Origin of the sequence: Corallococcus praedator (assembly GCF_003612125.1) — a bacterium.
Taxonomy (GTDB): domain Bacteria; phylum Myxococcota; class Myxococcia; order Myxococcales; family Myxococcaceae; genus Corallococcus; species Corallococcus praedator.
This window is the reverse complement of the sequence record NZ_RAWI01000076.1, coordinates 23,387-29,757: the sequence shown is the minus strand read 5'-3', so window position 1 is coordinate 29,757 and position 6,371 is coordinate 23,387. Positions and strand designations below refer to the sequence as shown.

Here is a 6,371-nt window from a genome sequence, read left to right as displayed (position 1 = left end):
TAGGGTTCGTCGGCAGCGTCAGAGGTGTATAAGAGACAGGGCGGTGGCGGTGGCATCGTCCACTTCATCGCTTCCGCGAGCCCCAGCGTGACGGGCTCCGTGGTGGTGTCGGAGGGCAGCGCGGGTGCCAACGCGCCGGCGCAGACGGGCACCAGCATCCTCACGGCGGGCGGCGGCGGCGGCAGCGGCGGCTCGGGAGGCAATGGCGGAGGCATCATCCCGGGCACGACCACGAACGGGAATGCCAGCGCGGGCACGGGCGGCTACTTCCTCCAGACGGTCGTCCCCGAGCCGGAGTCGCTGCTGGGCCTGTGAGCCCGAAGTCTCCGGGACCGGCGTTCACCTGACGTCGGTCCCGGCCCCATCGTCCGGCGCCTTCCACCACAGCTCCAGGTAGGGTGACGCTGGCGAGTTTCCCGGCACGGGCGTGAACCCGTGCCGGGTGTAGAGCCGCAGCGCCGGATTGTCGCGCGTGACGTTCAGCCGGACAGCCACGCGCGCCCGGGCCGCCTCCTCTTGAATCGCGCACAGCAGGCGCGTGCCCAGCCCCTGCCCCTGGTGCGAGGGCAGCAGGGCCAGGTCCACCAACAGCGTCTCCGCTTCCGTGCGCACGAGCCACTGACGGCCCACGGGGACTCCGTCCACCTCGATGAGGGCGTGGCCTTCCGGGGAGTAGATCGCGGCGTAGTGGCGCGACTGGGCCTGGTACTGCGTGCGCAGGAAGACCTCTTGCTGCGCGGCGCCCCAGCCCCAGGAGGCCAGCTCCCGGGCGCGGGTGCTCGCGTAGAGCGTGAAGAGGAAGCCGTCATCCACGGGCGTGACGGGGCGCAGGTGGTGTACGGAGGGCGCGGGAATCGTCACGGTGAGGGACCGTCCTTGGAGGCTGCGCGAAGGGCGCGGCCAGGAGGACAGTATCCTCCTGAAGCGCGCGGGTCCTTCCAAGCGCACCACCTCTCCCAGGCGTGGCATGGGGGCAGGCAGGCCTGTCCGGCGGATGGGCTCCACCGTATCGGGAAAGCGCGAGGTTCGGTGACGGCGTGCGCGCCCGACGTGGGGAGAGGATGGGCTCTCCTGTCCTGTTCCGGTCCGTCGCGGAGCGCCATCCCAAGGGGCGGCCCGTCCGCTCCAGGAGGTCCACCCGGTGTCCCGTCTCCCGTCACACGTGCATGTCGCCATCGCGGGCGCGGGCTTCGCGGGCCTGGGCATGGCCATCCGGCTGAAGCAGGAGGGCATCGAGGACTTCCTCGTCCTCGAACGCGCCGACGACGTGGGCGGCGTCTGGCGCGACAATGTCTATCCTGGCTGCGCGTGCGACGTGCAGTCGCTGTTGTATTCCTTCTCCTTCGTGCCGAATCCGGGCTGGTCGCGCGTCTATTCCCCGGCCTGGGAGATCCACGCCTACCTGCGTGAATGCGTGGCGCACTTCCACCTGGCGCCGCACCTGCGCTTCCAGCACGCCATCCTGTCCGCGCGCTGGGACGCCGCGCGCAACCGCTGGGCCCTGGAGACCTCCCACGGCCCACTCACCGCGGACGTCTTCGTGCCCGCGGTGGGCGCGCTGAGCGAACCCGTCATCCCCGCGCTGCCCGGCCTGGAGCGCTTCCAGGGCAAGGCGATGCACTCGGCGCGGTGGGATCCGGGGTACGCGCTGGCCGGTCGCGCTGTGGGCGTGGTGGGCACGGGCGCTTCGTCGGTCCAGCTCGTCCCGGAGATCCAACCAGTCGTCGGGCGGCTCGTCCTCTTCCAACGCACGCCCGCGTGGGTGCTGCCCCGGGGCGACCAGCCCATCGGAGCGCTGCGCAAGGCGCTGTACGCCCGCGTTCCGCGTGTCCGGTGGCTCCTGCGTGAAGGCCTGCGCCTGCTGCGGGATGCCCTCGTGCTGGGCTTCCAGCACCCGTGGGTCCTGCGCCTGGCCCAGCGTTGGGTGCTGCGCCACCTCCGGCACGTCGTCGCGGATCCGGTGCTGCGCGACAAACTCACGCCCCACTACACGATGGGCTGCAAGCGCATCCTGTTCTCCGACACCTACCTGCCGGCCCTCACGCGCCCGAACGTGGAGGTCGTCACGTCCCACATCCGGGAGGTGCGCGAGCACGACGTCGTCACGGAGGACGGCGCCGTGCACCCGGTGGACACGCTCGTCTTCGGCACCGGGTTCGCGGTGACGGACATGCCCTTGGGACACCACATCCGGGGGCGCGACGGACGCACGCTCGCGGAGGTCTGGGAGGGCAGCCCTCGCGCCTACCTGGGCCTCACCGTGAGCGGCTTTCCCAACCTCTTCCTGCTCCAGGGGCCCAACACGGGCCTGGGCCACACCTCCGTGTTGTTGATGATGGAGGCCCAGATGGAGCACGTGCTGGGGGCGCTGTGCTACCTGGAGGCACGAGCAGGCGCCGCCCTGGAGCCCGAGCCGGAAGTGCAGGACGCCTTCGTCCGTGAGCTCGACGCGCGGATGTCCACCACCGTCTGGAGCCAGGGCGGTTGCCGCAGCTGGTACATGGATGCCACGGGGCGCAACTCCGCCCTCTGGCCCGGCACCACCTCCGCGTTCCGACGGCGCGTGGAGCACTTCGACCCGTCCGACTACGTCACCTCCGCCCGGAGCGCCGCGAGCTGAACCACCGGGAGCCCGTTCCCGGCGCACCCATGGCGCCTCCGGGCGGGGGGAACGGGTCGGCATCGGTTGTCCTCCTCGTGGGGACCCACGGGCTCCACGGGAGAAGAGGTAGGTCTTCCTGCCAGCGATGGCACGACGCTTCGGGTTGCCTCCCTGCCTGGCCCCCTGACACGGAGGCGGCCCAGGCGCCCCCGGAGGCAGGAAGAGGTCCATCCGTTCACGCCCCACGCCGGGTGGGTGTTTCGCGCCCCCCGACCGCGGGGCGATTCGGCGCGGGCCCCTGGTTGTTTGTGTTGGCTTTGGAGGAGGATGGCCGAGCCTTCCCGGAGCGCGGCCCCGCCCTGGACCCCACCCGCCAGGAATGCCAATGACTCCCACGCTGCCGCAGAACGATTCCGCCCAGGCCCAGGAGCAGCGCAAGCAGCAGCTTGCCCAACTCCAGACGCAATACGTCTACGACTTCACCACGCGCGTCCAACCCCTGGGCGTCGCGCAATCCGTGCCCCCGGGGCAGAACTTCGCCTTTGTCTGGACACTGGGCGTGCTGAACCAGGCGCTAGGCATCACCGGCAACCTCATCTCCATGGGCTCGCATCTGTTCGAGTCGGCGGACTCGCTCGCGAAGAAGCTCGAGGACTTCACCGAGGAGGAACTCCACAAGGCGGAGCAGGCCTACCTGGACCTCAAGACCCACCACCTGAACCTCTCGCGCCTCTTCGACGCCACCCACGTCATCTCCGCGCCGGCCAGCGCCGTGGCCCTCGCGGGCGTGGCCTCGGGGCAGGGCCTCGCGACGGGAACGGGTCCGTCGTTCGCCATCGACCTGGGCGGCGGCGGTGGCACGCGGTCCTCCTCCGCCTCCCCGCTGAACCCGCGGGGCGCGCAGCCGGCGTCACCCGCTTCGCTGGAGCAGTTCGCGGAAGGGCTCAAGGACTCCCTGGGCCACCTGTCCCAGTTCCTGGGCGACACGGCCTTTGATCTGCTCCTGCGCGTCATCGGGCAGTACGGACAGCCGAAGAACCTCCAAGGCTACCAGTCGCAGTTCCAACTGCTGCCCATGACGCCCGGGGCGGGCGCCGCGCTCGACGACGTCATGTTCGCGCGCCTGCGGGTCGCGGGCCCCAACCCCGTGGTGCTCCGTCGCCTGTCAGCGCCCGACGCGCGCTTCCCGGTGACGGACGCGCAGTTCCGCTCGACGATGGGGCCGCAGGACAGCCTCGCCACGGCCATGGGCGAAGGCCGCGTGTACCTCGCGGACTACGCGGTGCTCGAAGGGCTGAAGGCGGGCACCTTCCCGACCCAGAAATACGTCTGCGCGCCGCTGGCCCTCTTCGCGGTGCCCCGCGCGGGTGAAGCGGACCGGCTGCTGCGGGCGGTGGCCATCCAGTGCTCCCAGACGCCGGGGCCCTCCACGCCCGTCGTCACGCCCTCGGAAGGGTTGAACTGGGAGATTGCCCGGCTCTTCCTTCAGGTCGCGGATGGCACCTGGCACGAGATGATCAGCCACCTGGGGCTCACCCACCTGCTCATCGAGGCCTTCACCCTGGCGACCGCGCGACAGCTTCCGCCGGAGCACCCGCTCCAGGTCCTGCTGGCGCCCCACTTCCAGGGCACGCTGGCCATCAACAACGCGGCCGTGGAGTCGCTCATCGCGCCGGGGGGCTTCGTGGACCGCCTGCTGCCTGGCACCATCGAAGCGTCCGCGTCCCTGGCGGTGCAGGCCGTGGAGGGCTTCCGCTTCAACCAGGAACTGTTCCCGCGCAGCTTCGCCAATCGGGGCGTGGACGATGCGCAGGCGTTCCCGGACTACCCGTACCGGGATGACGGGCTGCTCGTCTGGGCGTCGCTCCATCAATGGGTGTCGGACTACGTGTCGCTCTATTACGGCTCGGACGCGGACGTGGTGTCGGACTACGAGCTCCAGTCCTGGTTGAAGGAGCTGGCCTCGCCCCAGGGCGGACGGTTGCAGGACATCGGCGAGGACGGCGTCCTCAAGACCCGTGGCTACCTCGCGGACCTGGTGACGATGATCATCTTCACCGCGAGCGCGCAGCACGCCGCGGTGAACTTCCCCCAGTCCTACGTCATGTCCTTCACGCCGTCCCTGCCGCTGGCGGCCTACGCGCCCCTGCCCGGCGCGCCGCTCGCCGCGAAGGCCGACGACATCCAGGCGCTCCTCGCGTACATGCCGCCGCTCCAGCAGGCCTTCTCGCAGCAGACGTTGATGACCCTGCTGGGACGCGTGTACTTCGGCGCCCTCGGCTCGTATGACCGGTACGTCTCGGGGGCGTACTTCCAGGATCCGCGCGTGGCGGTCCCCCTGCAGGACTTCCAGACGCGGCTCGGCGAGGTGGAGGCGACCATCGCGCGACGCAACCTGCGCCGCATCCCGTACCGCTCGCTGCTGCCCTCGGAGATTCCGCAGAGCATCAACATCTGACGGACGTCTCCCGGCTGGGGGCCCGCGTCGCTACTTCGCGCCGCGAGCCTCCAGCGAGTCGGCCAGCGCACGCATCGCCCGCGCATGTCCGTGTGACAGGTCCGCCTCGGGGAACACGTCCAGGGGCTGCTGGGGCGGTGCGCCGCGTGCCTCGAAGTCCTCTCCCTTCGGGTCGGTGTAGTGCTCGTTCGACAGGTGGACCGTCCAGCCATTCGGCAGCGGCTTGACGAGCACGTCGGAGAAGCTGCCCCGCGTGCGGGTGCCCACGTGGCGCACCTGGGGCAGGGCGCGCATCGCCAGCGTGAAGACCTCCCCGGCGCTGACCGTGATGTCGCTCGTCACCAGGTGGACGGGCCCATGGAACGCCGGACGTGACGTGGGCGTGAGGATGAACTCCTGGGGCGGGACGTCCTTCGCCCCCTTCGCCCACTTGGAATACGCAAGCCGGGGCCGGTCCGCGAAGCGCGCCGCGATCGCCCGCGCGACGACGTCATGGCCTCCTCGGTTGTTGCTCACATCCACGATGACCGCCGTGGCCCCCGCGAACGCGGCCATCGCCTCATCCAACACGGGCTCCAGCGCGGCCAGTTCCTGCTCCGGCGTCGCGTCATCGCCGTCCGTCGCGGCGACGAAGCCCCCCATCGTCATCACGTTGAGATAGCCGACCCCGGGCGCGGCGAAGCCCCAGAACACGCGCTGGTTCGCGACGTGATGACCCTGGCCGCGCAGCACCGTCTGGAGGATTCCATCGCGGTACGCGCCCAACCACTCCTTCTGCACGGCCTTCGGGGTGCGCCCCGTCCGCCGGGCCTCCTGCTCCAGCAGCGCGAACGTCCCCGTGGCGCGCTCCTCGTACGTCAGCGTGTCCGACGAAGCGTCATCCGCCACCAGCGCCACATGCGCATCGCCCAGTGTCCGGAGCGCCTCCGCGAAGAGGGTGAACAACGCCCGGCCCTCCATGCCCGGAGACACCCGGGGACGCTCCGCTTCCAATCGCGCCAACCACTCCGGCCCCCGCTCGGGGAAGTACGCGTAGTGCTCCGCGAAGGTCGCCTGGAACACATTGAACAGCTTCGGAGCGCTCCACACCGTGTGCCGGTCGCAGTCTTCGGGAAGCGCGGCGATGCGGTCGAACCGGTAGCGCGTCTCCCCCGGCGCGGGGAAGAAGTCCCGGACACCCTCCGAGGGCCCTGGCGCCTGGACGCCAAACAGCTGCTTCAGCTCCGACGAAGAAGCGGGATCCGGAGAGCACCCCGCCGCCGTCTCATGGTGCAGGCGCAGTCCCTCCGGCGTCACCGTGAGCAACCACCC

General features: G+C 70.5%; 5 protein-coding genes. 3 read left to right on the top strand and 2 right to left on the bottom strand.

Annotation, left to right across the window (positions count from 1 at the left end; all coding sequences use genetic code 11):
• Positions 1–24: 24 nt before the first annotated feature.
• A complete protein-coding gene (locus tag D7Y13_RS49930; protein WP_120630685.1) occupies positions 25–315 on the top strand; it encodes a hypothetical protein in 291 nt (96 codons plus the stop codon).
• 24 nt (positions 316–339) lie between these two features.
• On the opposite strand, the gene D7Y13_RS12885 is transcribed toward D7Y13_RS49930, so the two are convergent.
• Entirely contained in the window at positions 340–861 is a 522-nt protein-coding gene (locus tag D7Y13_RS12885; protein WP_233595567.1) for a GNAT family N-acetyltransferase, read from the bottom strand.
• A 280-nt stretch (positions 862–1,141) separates the two neighbouring features.
• Between D7Y13_RS12885 and D7Y13_RS12880 the strand changes: the two genes are divergently transcribed.
• Together D7Y13_RS12880 and D7Y13_RS12875 are read left to right on the top strand one after the other, a co-directional pair.
• The gene (locus D7Y13_RS12880; RefSeq protein ID WP_233595568.1) at positions 1,142–2,620 is read left to right on the top strand and encodes a flavin-containing monooxygenase; all 1,479 of its coding nucleotides are present in this window, start codon (positions 1,142–1,144) and stop codon (positions 2,618–2,620) included.
• Between the two features lie 367 nt (positions 2,621–2,987).
• Positions 2,988–5,060, top strand: coding sequence for a lipoxygenase family protein (locus D7Y13_RS12875; protein WP_120583795.1), 2,073 nt, complete (start codon positions 2,988–2,990; stop codon positions 5,058–5,060).
• A 30-nt stretch (positions 5,061–5,090) separates the two neighbouring features.
• Here D7Y13_RS12875 and D7Y13_RS12870 read toward each other — a convergent pair whose 3' ends face one another.
• Positions 5,091–6,356, bottom strand: coding sequence for a S41 family peptidase (locus D7Y13_RS12870; RefSeq protein ID WP_158620372.1), 1,266 nt, complete (start codon positions 6,354–6,356; stop codon positions 5,091–5,093).
• Positions 6,357–6,371: the final 15 nt, after the last annotated feature.

What these genes read in the sequence shown, in the direction of transcription:
- D7Y13_RS12875 (WP_120583795.1), top strand. Translation starts at nt 2,988, where the DNA reads ATGACTCCCACGCTGCCGCAGAACGATTCCGCCCAGGCCCAGGAGCAG.